At 60.7% G+C, this 14110-nt stretch carries 9 protein-coding genes and 2 pseudogenes; 6 read left to right on the forward strand and 5 right to left on the reverse strand.

What is annotated here, in order from left to right; translation table 11 throughout:
* Positions 1–194: 194 nt before the first annotated feature.
* The 4 genes and pseudogenes from SOP97_RS04515 to SOP97_RS20500 all read left to right on the forward strand — a co-directional run.
* A complete protein-coding gene (locus SOP97_RS04515) occupies positions 195–1967 on the forward strand; it encodes a DUF1302 domain-containing protein (RefSeq protein WP_322948358.1) in 1773 nt (590 codons plus the stop codon).
* 29 nt (positions 1968–1996) lie between these two features.
* The gene (locus tag SOP97_RS04520) at positions 1997–3367 is read left to right on the forward strand and encodes a DUF1329 domain-containing protein (protein WP_322948359.1); all 1371 of its coding nucleotides are present in this window, start codon (positions 1997–1999) and stop codon (positions 3365–3367) included.
* Positions 3368–4293: 926 nt separating this feature from the next.
* A pseudogene (locus tag SOP97_RS20495) lies at positions 4294–5751 on the forward strand (MalT transcriptional regulator family protein); the annotation flags it as partial.
* Between the two features lie 123 nt (positions 5752–5874).
* Positions 5875–6060, forward strand: a pseudogene (locus SOP97_RS20500) (response regulator transcription factor); the annotation flags it as partial.
* A gap of 1 nt (position 6061) precedes the next feature.
* On the opposite strand, the gene SOP97_RS04530 reads toward SOP97_RS20500, so the two are convergent.
* A complete protein-coding gene (locus SOP97_RS04530; RefSeq protein WP_322948361.1) occupies positions 6062–6865 on the reverse strand; it encodes a SirB1 family protein in 804 nt (267 codons plus the stop codon).
* Positions 6866–7030: 165 nt separating this feature from the next.
* Between SOP97_RS04530 and SOP97_RS04535 the strand changes: the two genes are divergently transcribed.
* Positions 7031–8050: a Leu/Phe/Val dehydrogenase gene (locus SOP97_RS04535; protein ID WP_322948362.1), complete on the forward strand. Its 1020-nt coding sequence runs from the start codon at positions 7031–7033 to the stop codon at positions 8048–8050.
* Between the two features lie 98 nt (positions 8051–8148).
* Here SOP97_RS04535 and SOP97_RS04540 read toward each other — a convergent pair whose 3' ends face one another.
* Both SOP97_RS04540 and SOP97_RS04545 read right to left on the reverse strand, forming a co-directional pair.
* Positions 8149–8409 carry a YebG family protein gene (locus SOP97_RS04540; protein ID WP_274088169.1) on the reverse strand — a complete coding sequence of 87 codons (261 nt, stop codon included), beginning with the start codon at positions 8407–8409 and terminating at the stop codon, positions 8149–8151.
* Positions 8410–8602: 193 nt separating this feature from the next.
* Positions 8603–9601 (reverse strand): MBL fold metallo-hydrolase, encoded by a 999-nt coding sequence (locus SOP97_RS04545; protein WP_322948363.1) that lies wholly within the window; start codon positions 9599–9601, stop codon positions 8603–8605.
* Positions 9602–9891: 290 nt separating this feature from the next.
* On the opposite strand from SOP97_RS04545, the gene SOP97_RS04550 reads away from it, so the two are divergent.
* Entirely contained in the window at positions 9892–10398 is a 507-nt protein-coding gene (locus tag SOP97_RS04550) for a phosphate-starvation-inducible protein PsiE (protein ID WP_274088167.1), read from the forward strand.
* Between the two features lie 10 nt (positions 10399–10408).
* On the opposite strand, the gene SOP97_RS04555 is transcribed toward SOP97_RS04550, so the two are convergent.
* Positions 10409–13045 carry a DEAD/DEAH box helicase gene (locus SOP97_RS04555; RefSeq protein ID WP_322948364.1) on the reverse strand — a complete coding sequence of 879 codons (2637 nt, stop codon included), beginning with the start codon at positions 13043–13045 and terminating at the stop codon, positions 10409–10411.
* Between the two features lie 173 nt (positions 13046–13218).
* The gene (locus SOP97_RS04560; RefSeq protein WP_322948365.1) at positions 13219–14091 is read right to left on the reverse strand and encodes an AraC family transcriptional regulator; all 873 of its coding nucleotides are present in this window, start codon (positions 14089–14091) and stop codon (positions 13219–13221) included.
* Positions 14092–14110 lie beyond the last annotated feature (19 nt).

A 14110-nucleotide genomic window follows, 5' to 3' on the forward strand; every position in this document is an offset into this window, starting at 1 on the left:
GGGGCGGCGGGGTATTCATCCAGGCTATGCAGCCCCATCGAAATGGTTCATGGCGGCCCCGTAAGTCGGCTTGTTAGAGCGTCATTCACTCTTTTGGCTGACAGGGCAAATACCTCTTTCGGGCGCTTATCCGGCTTCGGGCGGCTGGGTAGCGTGGGGCCTCAACACGAAACCCTGCTTTCCAGGAGAGCCGCATGAGAACAACAACAAGACATGCCTTCTTCCAGCCCAGCATTTTGGCGGTTGCCATTGCTGTCGGCTGTGTCGCGCCTGTCCAGGCTATTACATTTAATATCGGAGAGATTGAAGGGCAGTTCGACTCATCCCTTTCTGTGGGGGCCAGTTGGAGCGTACGCGGCGCCGATCCTGACTTTATTGGTCTGCGTAATGGCGGCAAGGCATCCTCGCAGACGAACGATGATGGGCGTCTGAACTTCAAGAAGGGCGAAACCTTCTCGAAGATTTTCAAGGGTATTCACGACCTTGAGCTGAAGTACGGCGATACCGGCGTGTTTGTGCGCGGCAAGTATTGGTATGACTTTGAGACCAAAGACGAGAGCCGGTTGCTGTACGACATTGATGACCACAACCGTAAAACTGCGGCGCAGGCTGCAGGTGCGGAAATCCTCGACGCGTTTATCTACCACAACTACAGCCTGGGCAGCCTGCCAGGCAGTGTGCGGGCTGGTAAGCAAGTGGTCAGCTGGGGCGAGAGCACGTTTATCGGTAACTCGATTAACTCGATCAACCCGGTGGATGCCGCGGCGTTCCGCCGGCCTGGCGCGGAAATCAAAGAGGGCCTGATCCCGGTCAACATGCTCTATGTCTCGCAGAGCCTGACAGACAGCCTGAGCATGGAGGCGTTCTATCAGCTGGAGTGGGACCAGACGGTGGTCGATAACTGCGGCACCTTCTTCTCCACTGGCGACACAGCTGCTGATGGCTGCAATGATCGTCTTGCGGTCTTTGGTGCTGATGTGGCGCCTGATAAGTCGAACAATACCGGCGCTCCCGGTAACCCTATTTTCATTCCACGTGCTGGTGATAGGGATGCCCGTGACAGCGGCCAGTTCGGCGTTGCCCTGCGCTGGTTCGCCGAATCGCTGAACGACACCGAGTTCGGCCTGTATGCCATGAACTACCACAGCCGTACCCCCAGCGGCAGTTTTCTACGCACCACCACGCCGTCTGCAGCCCTCATCCCCGGCGCGCCGAATGCCCGTTACTTTCTTGAATATCCCGAAGATATCCGCCTCTACGGGGTGAGCTTCCAGACCAACGTCAACGGCACGGCGCTGGCCGGTGAACTGAGCTATCGGCCAAACATGCCGATCTCGATCAACTCAACGGATCTGACGTTTGGCTCGCTCGGGTTGCCCAATTCGCCGGTATTCACCAGCGGCCATGCGCGCAATGTCGACGGCGAAGAAATTGCCGGTTATGTGCGCAAGCCGGTGACCCAGGCACAGATCAGTGCCGTGCAGTTCTTTGACCGAGTGCTCGGGGCCAGTCGCCTGACCTTGGTGGGTGAGGTGGGCTACAACCATGTCAGCGGCATCAGTGATGATGTCGGTGAACTGCGTTTTGGTCGTGACCCGGTCTATGGCCTTGGTGAGCTAGCCGTGAATGCGACCTGTACTGCGGGGCTCAATACCGCGAAACCGGGTGAGTGCAACGATGACGGCTTCTTCACTAGCAGCTCTTGGGGTTACCGCCTGCGCGCCAGCGCTGATTACAGCAACGTTTTCGCCGGGATCAACCTGACGCCGAGTATCGCCTGGTCGCATGACGTCGATGGTTATGGGCCGAACTTCAGTGAGGGCAGCAAGGCGGTGAGCCTTGGTCTGAACGCTGATTACCAGAACACCTACACCGCTAGCCTCAGCTACACCGACTTCTTTGGTGGTGAGTACAACACCAACGTCGACCGTGACTTTGTCGCCCTGAGTTTTGGTGTGAATTTCTGATCAACGCAGTGCAAAAGGATCCGTACACAATGAAAAATACAAGAATCCTGCAAGCTGGAGCGCTGGCGCTGACTTTGTTAGCCAGCAGCGTAATGGCCGCAGTCTCCGAGCAAGAAGCCGCCCAGCTAGGCACCAGCCTAACGCCACTGGGTGGAGAAATGGCCGGCAATGCCGATGGCAGTATCCCAGCCTGGGATGGCGGCCTCTCGACCACCGCTGCCGCAGTCGATGGCAAGGGTTTTCTCGCTGACCCGTTTGCCAGCGAGCAACCGCTGTTCACCATCACCGCTGCCAATGCCGAACAGTACAAAGACAAGCTGTCAGCCGGTCAGATGGCCATGCTCAAACGCTATGCAAGCAGCTATAAAATTCCGGTTTATCGCTCGCACCGCACCACGGCGGTACCCGCTGCTGTAGAGGACGCAGCCAAAGTCAGTGCGCTGAACACCATCCCGGTAGACGGTGGTAACGGCCTGCAAAACTTCACGGCCAGTCGCTACTACGCCTTCCCGGTCCCCAAGACGGGGGTTGAGGTGATTTGGAACCACATCACCCGCTACCGTGGGGGTAACACCCGCCGTGTTATCACCCAGGCCACACCGCAGACTAATGGGTCCTACAGTCTGGTGAAGTTCGAAGAGGAGGCGGCGTTTCCAGCTGATATCGCGGACCTTGATCCGGCCAAAGGCAGCAACGTGCTGCTCTACTTCAAGCAACGCGTGACCGCACCGGCACGTCTGGCCGGCAACGTGTTGCTGGTTCACGAGACGCTTGATCAGGTCAAGGAGCCGCGCCTGGCATGGATCTACAACTCCGGTCAGCGTCGGGTACGCCGCGCACCGCAGGTAGCCTACGACGGTCCGGGTACCGCCGCGGATGGTCTGCGTACCTCAGACAACTTCGACCTGTTTTCCGGCGCGCCGGATCGCTATGACTGGAAACTGGTCGGCAAAAAGGAAATGTACATTCCCTATAACAGCTACAAGCTCGACTCACCGGCGCTGAAATATGACGACGTGATCAAGGCGGGGCACATCGATCAGGACCTGACCCGTTATGAGCTGCACCGGGTTTGGGAAGTAGAGGCGACGCTGAAGAGCGGTGAGCGGCACATCTATGCCAAGCGCCATATGTATGTCGACGAAGACAGCTGGCAGATCGCCCTGGTCGATCATTACGACGGTCGCGGCCAACTGTGGCGTGTTGCCGAAGGTCATGCCCAGCAGTACTACCACCAGCAAGTGCCGGGCTACACCCTTGAAGCGTTGTATGACTTGGTGGCCGGCCGTTACTTGGCCCTGGGCATGAAAAACGAAGAAAAATCGGCTTACACCTTTGGCTTCAAAGCCTCAGCGGCGGATTACACGCCGGCTGCCCTGCGCAGCTCTGGCGTGCGCTAAGCCGTCAGGCAACAACAGCTACTCCGTGATTGAGCGGCCTGCGGGCCGCTTTTTTTATCGCCTACCATCACGTGCTGTTATAGCGCTGTAAGCCTCGCGGCTTGAGGTTTAGCCTGCGATGACCCGGTTACGCTAGAACAATAAAACGAGCCGCCATGAACGCATTAGCGCCTTTCTCGCTGAGCGTCGCTGCGTCTTCCTGCGGCAGCGTCAAGCGCCCACCCCCAGGCCATATTCGCCGATTCGCCCTGCAGCAACGCTTACTTGCGCAAGACTGCCGGCTGCGATTGCTGATCGCCCCAGCAGGCTTCGGCAAGACCGTATTGCTCGCCGACTGTGCCCGCGAATGCCCGCAGGGCTTTCAGCTGCTTTGGCTCAACTGCGGCGCTGATGGCATGCCGGTCGATCACCTCACTCAGCAACTGGGCAAGCTGCTTGATTACCCCGCGCCGCTGACCGCTGATGACATGCTTGCGGCGCTCGCGCAGGAGTCGCGGCGGCTGTGGATCATGCTCAATGATTACCCCGCACGGCCTGACAGCGCCCTGGATGACTTTCTCAATCAATTACTCACGGTGACGCCCGCTGGCGTCTGCTGGTGGCTGGGCAGTCGTCGTCGCCCGGCCTGTAACCTGTCGCGCTTGTTGTTGGAGGGCGAGTTGCTTGAGCTGGGTGCGACGGATCTGTCGTTTACCGAGGCCGAGGTAGCAGGTTGGCTGCAGCAATTGGACCCGGCCCGCAGCGCCTGGGCGCCTGAACTGCACGGGCTGACCCAAGGCTGGCCGGCGGCTTTGCGTCTGCGTCTGTTGGCCGCTCAGGCCGAGCATGCCGAGGCGGATGCACCGCTGGATGCGGAGCATGATCACCTGCTGGCTGAGTACGTCGAGCGCGAGGTCTTGCATGATTTACCGCATGAGCTGCTGCAGATGCTCTACCAACTGGCCCAGCTGCCCTGTTTCAACCTGGCGCTGTGTGATCACCTCTTCGGTGTGGGCGAGGGGGCGGACTGGCTGCGTCAGCTGATTGAGCGTGGCCTGTTTATTCAGGAGCTTGAGGCGGCCAAGGGGTGGTTTGTGCTGTTCACGCCCTTGGCCACGCTGCTGCAGCGGCAGACAGCGGGCGTGCCCTATGGTGCGCTACATGTGCATGCGAGTCAGTGGTTTGCCAGCCAGGGGGATATTCGTGCAGCGGTAGAGCATGCGCTGCTGGCCGGTCAGCCGGAGGTGGCCAGTAGTTTTCTTGAGCGTTTTACCGAAGAGCAGGTGCTGCAAGGTCAGGATTTGGCGCTGATTTTGCGCTGGCGCAGCGAGTTGCCAGAGAGCCTGTTGAGCAGCACGCCGCGGCTGATTCTGCTGAATGCCTGGGTCTTGCTGCTGGTCGGGCGCCTGGATGAGGCGCAGGTCTGTATTGATCAACTGGCCAAGTTTCAGCCACGCAGCGACGGCCCGCGTACCCGTGAGTTGTTTGCCCACTGGCAGGCAATCCAGGGAATCATCGCCTACGGTCGGGTGTGTGCGGTGACTGCGCGCAGTCATCTGCTTGAGGCCTTGCAGGGGTTGCCGGAAAGCGCCTGGTCACAGTCGTTGCTATGCCGCTCGGCACTGACCCTGGTGGCGATTGGCCGGGGCGATCTGGAGCTGGCGCAAAAGCTTAGTTTCGAGGCGTTGAAGCAGGCACGCTTGCACGACAATGCCGTATTTGAGGCGTTGCTGGAGCTGGACCATGCCTTGTTGTTGGAAGCCCGCGGCGAGTTTGCCCGTGCGGAGACGCTGCTCCAGCGGGTGCTGACGGCAACCCAGCCAGCGGCACTGCAAAAGACTCCCGTGCTGGCGCGGTTGCAGTTGCGTTTGGCCCGGGTGCAGTTACGCCAGGGGCGGCTACGTGAGGCCGCTGCAGGGTTTGCCAGTGGCCTGGAGCAGGCGCTCAATTGCGGTGACCCAGGCGCGTTTCACGGTTATCTCGGCCTGGCTGAGTTAGCCATGGGGCAGGGTGATTTTGCCGGCGCCTTTGCGCATTTAGGCGAGGCTGAGCGCCTGATGCAACGCCAACATGTCAGTGAAACCCTCTACCGCGGCACCCTGCTGCTGGCCAGCAGCCATTTGTGGGTTGCCCAAGGCCACTATGAGCGGGCGCGTATGGCGGTGGGCAGGGTTCTGGCTTATGAGCAGAAGGTTAAGGCGATTCTGCCAACGCCCAACTTCCCTGAACTAATTCCGCGTTTGCAGCTGTTATTGCTGCACTTGGATTTGCAGCAGGGCAAGGATGTACGTGAGGCGCTGCAACAGTTGTTGGCGCAAAGCCTGGGGCAGGGGCGGCAGGCACTCGCCAGTGACGTTTGGCTGGGTTATGCCCAGGCCTGTGCACTTTTTGATGATAAAGCGGCGGCCGAGCAGGCGCGTGAAAGTGCACAGGCACTGCGCCGGCGCCTGGATTATCACTGCCTGTGGTTCACGGTCGCCCCGCCGCCAGGTGACACGCCAAACGCGCCGTCATCAGCGGCCAATGCCCTGAGCCAGCGTGAGTTGGCTGTGCTGCGCTTGATCGCGCAGGGCTGTTCGAATCAAGAGGTGGCCGAGCAACTGTTTATCTCGCTGCACACGGTTAAGACCCATGCGCGGCGGATCAACGGCAAGCTGGGGGTTTCGCGGCGCACACAGGCGGTGGCCAAAGCCAAGGCACTGGGTTACTTCTGATTCAGTGCAGCGCCGGGCTGGCGCTGAGCAAGCGCAAACGCTGGCTGAGCTGCAGGCGCTGTGTCGGTTCATCACAGAGCAGCAGCGCGCACTGCAGGTCGAAGCGCTCACCCTGCGGGCAATCCAACTGTTGATAAATATCCGCGCGGGCCAGGTGGTCATGCAAGTTGGCGGAACCCAGAAGCAGCACGCGCTCGGCATCGCGCAGTGCTGCCAGCGGCTCATCGGCCTGTTGATGCAGGTGGCGTAGATTGCGCGACAGGCGCTGCAACATGCTGCGGGGGTCACAAGGCAGCAGGTGGCTGGCGCTCAACTCGGTGTGCGGGCCGTACTGGCGTTGCAGCAACTCGCGGCAATCGCGGGTATACAGGCGGCGGCCGCTGCACGGGTCCAGCAGGTGATCGGCACCCGGTACGCGCAGCAGAAAGTGCCCTGGGAAGTTCACCCCTTGCAGGGGAATCTCCAAACGTCTGGCCAGCTCCAGTGCGAGCAAGGCGAGGGTGAGCGGTTGGCCACAGCGACGCTGCAGTAGCAGATTAACCAAGGCCGCTTGTGGCCGTAGCGGCTGCTCGTCATCTTCATGGAAGTTCAGCTCAGTCAGCCGGCGCAACAACGGTTGCGCCAGCTCCTTGGCCGGCAGATTGGGCAAGCCTTGAGCGATGTGCTGTTGCAGGCTGTCGACCTGGCGCAGCAGGTCAGCCGGGTGCAAGTGGGGCTGATGCTCCACGGCGATCCACAACGCCGCCTCGAACAGCGCAGGCGGTTGTTGCTCCAAGCAGGCAAGGCAGGCAGCGCGTGGGTCCATGACAATCTCCCGGTGTCTCTGGGTTTGTAGTCAAGTGCTGGCGCTTCGTCCAGCGGATTGTTGCAACCACAGGTGTAGCGAGCGTTTGGCGGCAACTGACCACCGGGAGGGTGCCGGCAGCGCCGGTGCCTATACTGATGTGCAAATCAGTACGGGAGCCCCAGCATGTTCGCCCTGATGGAAACCGCCCGACTGGAGTCGTTGCACTTCGCTGTGGACCCGCTGACGGGTCTGCAGGCCATTATTGCCATTCACAACAGCCGCCTGGGCCCCGCGCTCGGCGGCTGCCGTTACCTACCCTATGCCGACACGCACAGTGCGATTGAGGATGCCCTGCGTCTGGCCAAGGGCATGAGCTACAAGGCGGCATTAGCCGGCCTGCAGCAGGGCGGCGGTAAGGCGGTGATCATTCGCCCTGCGTATGTCGAGAATCGCGGGGCACTGTTTGAAGCCTTCGGCCGGTTTATCGAAACCCTCAACGGCCGCTACATCACCGCGATGGACAGTGGCACCTCCAGCGTCGATATGGACTGCATCGCCCAGCACACCCAACACGTCACCAGCACCACGGCCGAGGGCGACCCTTCACCGCACACGGCCATGGGCGTGTTTGCCGGCATTCGTGCCACTGCGTTGGCGCGTCTTGGCAGCGACAACCTGGAAGGTTTGCGTGTGGCCATTCAGGGTTTGGGCAATGTGGGGTATGCCTTGGCTGAGCAACTGCACGCCGCCGGTGCCGAGTTGCTGGTCAGTGATCTCGACCCTGGCCGCGTGTTATTGGCGGTTGAGCAGCTGGGCGCGCGGCCGGTGGCCAGCGAAGCCTTACTCGCCACCTCGTGCGATATCCTCGCGCCGTGCGGGCTGGGCGGTGTGTTGAATAACACGAGCGTCAGCCAACTGCGCTGCTCGGCGGTGGCGGGGGCGGCGAACAACCAGCTGGCCAGTGCCGATATCTCCGACAGCTTGCAGGCGCGGGGGATTCTCTATGCGCCGGATTATGTGATCAATGCTGGCGGCCTGATCTACGTGGCGCTCAAACACCAAGGCGAAAGCCTGGTGGCGATTACCGCGCACCTGACGCAAATCAGCCGGCGCCTGACGGAAATCTTCGGCCATGCCCAGGCCGATAAACGCTCACCGGCAAGGGTTGCCGATGCCATCGCCGAGCGCTTGCTGTATGGCTAAACTGGCGATTTAAAACGCGCCACCCACGGTACAGAGGGTGTTGGCTAGAAACACAAAACCCCAGTAATTGACTGGGGTTTTGCTGAGCACGTTGCGCGTTACTCGGCAGCGGGCGCGTTCAGTTCACTCAAGGCGTCAGGCTGGTTTTTGAAAGCCTTGGCGAACACATCGCGATTCTTCGCCATGTAAATCCCCAGTTCTTCGCCCTGGGCTTCATTCAACGATGGCACGGCTTTTTGCAGCACCTCGGTGAGCAGCTCCGCCAGTTCGAGCATTTTGTCATGACGGTCGGCTTCGGCTTTATCCATGAATAAACGCTCCAAATCCCGGCTGCTGCGGTACACCACTTCGACGGCCATTCATCACCTCTACGCCTTCACGCTGATAAGTTGCAATAGACTGTTTATCTGTACAGTGGTTGCGAGCTTAAAGAACTCGCAGGCATTTGAACAGCAGCAATTTCCTTACCGCTACCCGCTCACCCATGCGCAGTTTCTGCTGACCCCCCAGTTAGCCTGCCGAGTGGGCAGGCAACTGGCTGCAGGCATTGGCTTAGCGATCGCTGCGAATCGGGCCAAATTCGACCGGTACCCAGGCATAAGCACTGCCTTCATTGCGAACATGGCCAATCCCTGGGAAGGGCATGTGCGCACCGGCTACCCAGAGCTTGTCGCGTGCGGCTTCAGCAAAAAGCTTCTTGCGGGTTGCCACGGCCTTGGCTTGGTCTGAGTCGAATTCGATCACCACTTCTGGTTTGGCGAACTGCACGGCATGGCTGTGCACAATATCGCCCCATACCAGCAGGCTCTGGTTGTTGGAACTGAGCAAGTAGGAGCTGTGCCCCGGGGTGTGGCCATTACTCGGTACCACGCTAAGCCCGGCAAACAGTTGGCTGTCAGGGCTGTAGCGCTTCAGGCGTTGCTGGGCGGCGTAGGGGGCGACCGCCTGCTGCGACATGCTGAACATCCCGCGTGAGGCTTCGGGCGCTTGGCTGGCGGTTTCCGCACTGAGCCAGTAGTCGGCTTCGGTTTGCGGTACATACACCGTGGCATTGGGGTAAGCCGCCTTGCCGTCACTGGTGAGCAGGCCGCACGCATGGTCAGGGTGCAGGTGCGTGAGCAGCACAGTGTCGACTTGTTCAGGGCGGTAACCCGAGGCTTTCAGATTGCTTTGCACCACGCCGAGGGTAGGGCCGAAGCATTGGGCGGCGCCCGTATCGATCAGCAGCAGTTGAGTGCCGGTATTGATCAAATACGCATTAACCGCGGTTTGCACGCCGTTGCTGGAATCGAGAAACATCTTGCTCAGCAGGCTTTGTATATCCTCGGCGCTGGCGCCCTTGAGCAGTTTGTTATCGAGGTCGATATAGCCGTCGTACAGGGCGGTCACTTCGAAGTCACCCAGGGCCATACGGTAATAACCCGGTACTTGTGTCTGCTGCTTGGCTACAGGCGCGGCACTGGCGCTTAGGGGAATCAGCGCGGTGAGGGCCGTGCAGCTGATGACGGCGGCGCGCAGTGTCTGGCGAACGAGCGATAGCGGTAGAGCCATGGGTGATCTCCTGTAATGATCAGCGCGCGAGCGATTGAAGCGCCGGCGCGGTATAACCCGCGTGGGTGAGGCAGTGCTTATGGCCTGTCTGGCCCGGCTTGTCCAATAGTCAGATCGTGTCATGCCGGTATGCAAAAACTATTAATTCGGCATGCCGCGCCTGGCTGGCATAGCTGTTGCGCGTGCTTTTTAAGCGGCATAAAGCTTCTTCTACTGCAGTGCCATGCGTGAGCGCCAGAGGCGGTGCGCGTGGCTAGTAATTTATCGTTTGTTGGATTCAAGGGGATTGTATGGGCAAGTCAAACTGGGCCGAACAGATGCGCGAGCGCATGCATGGGCAGGCGGAGTCGCTGGGTAATCTGTTAATGGAGGCATTCCATTACCTGGCGCTGTTTGCCATTGGTGCCGTGACTGCTTGGGCCGCAGTGATGGCCTTCCTCGGTATGTTGGACAAGGGCCACATCACCGTCGATGACATCCTGCTGCTGTTTATCTACCTGGAATTAGCGGCGATGGTGGGGATCTACTTCAAGACCAACCACATGCCGATTCGCTTCATGATTTATGTGGCGATTACTGCGCTGACCCGTTTGATGATTTCTGACATCTCGCACAACCACAAACCGGATTGGGGCGTGGTCATGGTGTCCGGGGCGATTCTGCTGCTGGCAATGGCGATTTTTGTGGTGCGTTACGCCTCCTCGCGCTTCCCTGCGGTGCAGGCCGGTGGGGCGCGGAAAAAGTCCAATCCGGCTGATGATGCGGCGGAAAAGGACGACACCCAGAGCGATGACTGAGTGACTTTGCTCAGGGGCTTAGCGGGGCAAACAGCGCCTGCAGGTCGTCTTCGCTGAGTTGCAGCTGAGTCTGGCTGCCGCCTGCCAACACGCCGCAGGCCAGGTTGGCCTTGGCCTGTTGCAGCTGCTGGATCTTCTCCTCAACGCTGCCACGGGCGATCAGTTTGTAGACGAACACCGGTTTGTCCTGGCCAATGCGGTAGGCGCGGTCACTGGCCTGGGCTTCGGCGGCCGGGTTCCACCAGGGATCGAAGTGGATCACCGTGTCGGCCGCAGTCAGGTTCAGGCCCGCGCCGCCGGCTTTCAGGCTGATCAGAAAGATCGGTAATTCGCCAGCCTGGAACTGCTGCACCGGGGTGCGCCGGTCCTGGGTGCTGCCGGTGAGTTTGGCGTAGGGGATATTGCGCGCTTTCAGCTCAGTTTCGATCAGTGCCAGCATCGAGGTGAACTGTGAGAATAGCAGCACCCGTCGGCCTTCGGCGAACAGCTCGTCAAGCATCTCCAGTAGGCCGCTAAGTTTGCCCGAGTCGGCACTGCTCAAGTTGTTGTCACCGTCATCACCCAGCAAGCGCAGGTCACAGCAGGCCTGGCGCAGGCGCAGCAGGGCTTCGAGAATCACGATCTGGCTGCGCGCCAAGCCTTGGCGGGCGATCTCGTCGCGCACCTTTTTATCCATGGCCAGGCGCAGGGTTTCGTAGCGATCGCGTTGCGCGGCGCTGAGTTCGACGTAGTGGGTGATTTCGGTTTTCGGCGGCAGCTCGCTGGCCACCTGCTCCTTGGTGCGGCGCAGGATAAAGGGTTTGATCCGCCCATTGAGGTGCGCCAGGCGCTGCTCGTTGGCGTTCTTTTCAATCGGCGTGCGGTAGTCGCGGGTAAAGCTCTTGCTGTCGCCCAGCCAGCCGGGCATCAGGAAATTGAACAGCGACCACAGCTCGCCCAAATGATTTTCCAACGGCGTACCGGTCAGGCACAGGCGCTGCCCAGCTTGCAGTTGCCCGGCGGCAATCGCGGCCTTGCTCCGCGGGTTTTTGATGTTCTGCGCTTCATCGAGAATCAACAGACGATAGCTGTGCGCGCTCAGCGCCTTGAGGTCGCGCGGCAGCAGGGCGTAAGTGGTGAGAATGATCTGGTGCTCGGCGATCTGCTTGAACAGCGCACGACGCTTTGGCCCGTGCAACGCCAGCACCTTGAGCTGCGGGGTGAAGCGCGCGGCTTCATCCTGCCAGTTGGGGATCAGGCTGGTGGGCATGACGATCAGCGCCGGTTGCTGCAAGCGCCCGGCGTTGTACTCGCAGAGGATGTGGCCGAGGGTCTGCAGGGTTTTGCCCAGGCCCATGTCATCGGCCAGCAGGCCGCCCACACCTAATTCAGCCAGCCCCTGCATCCAGGCCAGGCCTTGCAGTTGGTAAGCACGCAGCTCAGCTTGCAAACCTATGGGTGGCTGCAGGGTGGCGCTGTCCAGCTGTTGCAGGCGTTGGGCGAAGTCGCGCACCTGTCTACCGCCTTGCCAACTTAACGTGGGGCCTTCTGTTAGGTGATTAAGGCGTGCGGCATCCAGGCGTGACAGGCGCAGGCGTTGGCTGGATTCCCCCGGCTCGCGCACGAACAATTCGCCGAGGGTGGCCAGCAGCGGCTTTAGCCGGGCCAGCGGCAAGGCCACGCGTTTGTGGTTGTGCGGCAGGCTGACCAGCAGCATTTCATCGTCATCGCGCTTGTTCAGGGCTTCGCCATTGAGCAGCCAGGGTTTGTGGCGGATGGCCTGCAACAGAATCGGTAACAGGCTGATGCGCTGACCTTCGACTTCAATGCCCAGCTCCAGGTCAAACCAGGTTTGCTCGGGGTCTTCTTCGACCTCGGCGTACCAGTCATCGACCTGCGCCAGGTTGTATTGAAAGTCCGGCTGCATGCGGATCTGCCAGCCTTCCTCGCGCAGCAGCGGCAGTTGCTCACGGACAAACAGCAGCCAGGCGGCTTCATTGGCTTGCTCATAGGCTTCGCCAGCGCTTTCCGGCAGGGCTTCGCTTTGCCTGAGAGACACCTGCATCCCGGTCTGTTGCAGACGTTTGCGCAGCTGCGCTTCAGCGTCGAGGTCACGCACGATGCGCAGGCTGTGGGTGGGGCTTTGTTTGATCAGCAGGTCTTTGCCACTTTTTCCCGCGGCCAGGTGGCCTTGGTAATCGAAGGCCAAGGCGGCGCGGTGCTGGGTTTGTTCCTGCATGCGGCCCTTGCGCGCATCGAAGTGCACGCGCACCAGGCTGCCAAGGCTCAGTACGGGGCTGGGTTGCAGGTGCTCCAGGCGCTCTTCGCGGGCCTCCGGGCTGCTGACGATCAGCGGCGAGAGGTCGACGCCTTGCTCCTGTTGGCTTTGCAGGGTGAGTAGGGCGCTGGCTACGTGCTTGCAGTTGAAGCCCACCGGGCAGCTGCATTTGCCGCTGACAGCCCAGCCCTGACCGTAGTGATTTAGGGTGATGCGTTGCTGATAGGTTTGTGCGCCAGAGCCCCGGCAGCTCGCGAGCAGGGTGCTGTCCTTGAGGCTGAGCAGGCGGCTGCGGCCTTGCGCGGCATAGCCCTGGCCACGCTGCAGGTCGCCCACGCCGAATTCCGCACGCCAGTCTTCCAGGCGCAGATGCAGGATGTCGAGGGCCATCAGTGGCACCCAGTGGGCGAAATGGTGAGGCGTGGCATGGGCAGCTTTCTCGGGGGCAGCCGATGATTCTTGCACAGCCAGCCAGGGATTAGCAGACGGTGTGCGGTTTCAGCGGGTGATCCATCGTGCTATCTGCTGGGCGGGGCGCTGCATGAGCGCATGTTGGCCTCGGGCTATCGCAGGGTCGTACGGTATTGCCCCGGTGTGGCGCTGAAGGCCTGGCGGAAGCGGTTGTTGAAGTGGCTGGCGCTGGCAAAGCCACAGGCCATAGCCACCTCAGCCAGTGGCAAGTGGCCGTGTTGCAACAATTGCTGAGCATGGCGCAAACGCTGCGCCAGCACATAACGATGCGGCGGTACGCCAAAACTGAGCTGGAACATTCTGGCGAAGTGATATTCGGAGAGGGCGCACAAGCCGGCCAAGGTTCCAAGGCTCAGTGGCTCACTGAGATTGGCCTGGATAAATTCGCGCACCCGCCGGCGTTGGCTGGGCGCCAGTCCTCCTTTCAGGCGCAGCCCTTCGCGTCGTCCGACCTGAGACAACAGAGCATGGCTGATCAGGCCATGGGCCAGGCTGCTACTGAGCATGCGTTCGCCGGGTTCCTGCCAATCCAGCTGGCTAAGTTGGCGAAAGCGCTGGGCCTGCTGCGCATCATCGAGAAAGGTGCCTTCACGCAGTTCCAGCTCGCGTGGTTCGCGATCCAGCAAGTTGACGGCCGCCAAGGCGAACTGCTCCTGGCTGATATACAGGTGCGCCAGCTGGATTTCACCGTTGATCACCCAAGCCGACTGATGGCCTGCCGGCAGGATGCACAGCTTGTCCGGTGCGCCTTTGCTGTGCGGGCTTTCGCGGCGGAAGGTGCCAGTGCCGCCGGCCAGGTAGCAGGACAGTGTGTGGTGGCTGGGGGCTTTATAGTCGCGGGCATCATGACGGTTGCTCCACACCGCCGCCGCCAGCCCATCACCCAGCTCGGCGCTGCGATGCAGGCGCGTGTGCGGTGAGCTGTGCATGCTCTGGAAAACCTGTAAGTGCTCAAGTTGCGACATAACGCCTCCGTCGCAACAT

The organism is Pseudomonas spirodelae (assembly GCF_034653255.1).
In the GTDB taxonomy this organism is placed as follows: domain Bacteria; phylum Pseudomonadota; class Gammaproteobacteria; order Pseudomonadales; family Pseudomonadaceae; genus Aquipseudomonas; species Aquipseudomonas spirodelae.